This is a genomic window from Rhodococcus sp. IEGM 1408, assembly GCF_033142235.1.
In the GTDB taxonomy this organism is placed as follows: domain Bacteria; phylum Actinomycetota; class Actinomycetes; order Mycobacteriales; family Mycobacteriaceae; genus Dietzia.
This window is the reverse complement of record NZ_JAWLRW010000058.1, coordinates 1-519: the sequence shown is the minus strand read 5'-3', so window position 1 is coordinate 519 and position 519 is coordinate 1. Positions and strand designations below refer to the sequence as shown.

The window sequence follows — 519 nt, the reverse complement described above, 5'->3', positions numbered from 1 at the left end:
CCCGACCAGTTCGACGCGGTGCTGCTCCTTATGCTGCAGGCTGCGCGCAACAGTCCAGGCTCTACCCCGTTGACGGATCGGGAGGTTCGCACGACCGTGGCGAGCGCTCAACGGCACGTCGCCTCGACGGGCGACTACACGCAGCAGTGGATGCTCGATTGGGGTCGTGACCACGCTGCGCCTGAGACGGACGCTCTGGTCGAACGGCTCCTACGTGAGATGCGCGCCAAGGACACGGCGAAGCAGATTTACGCAGAAGAGGTGTCGCACGCTGCGCGCTCAGAGGTCCCCGACGTGGTCCCGCTCAGCGCGTCGGAGTTGCTGATCCTCGATGACGCTGTCGAGTACGAGTGGGTCATCCCTGGTCGTCTCCCTAAGGGCATCCGCCTGATCCTCACGGCGGACGAAGGCGCAGGCAAGAGCACGCTGCTGCGGTGGATCGCCGGATCCGTCGCGGCTGGTCTCGATCCGTTCGACTGGGTCAACCGCACGAGCTTCGACCCGCAACGGGTGCTGCTC

At 65.7% G+C, this 519-nt stretch carries 1 protein-coding gene; it reads left to right on the top strand.

Translation table 11 applies throughout. The features are described 5' to 3' along the window. Positions 1-519, top strand: a 519-nt coding sequence (locus R4P08_RS18490) for an AAA family ATPase (protein ID WP_317815321.1), incomplete at both ends; no start/stop codon positions are given.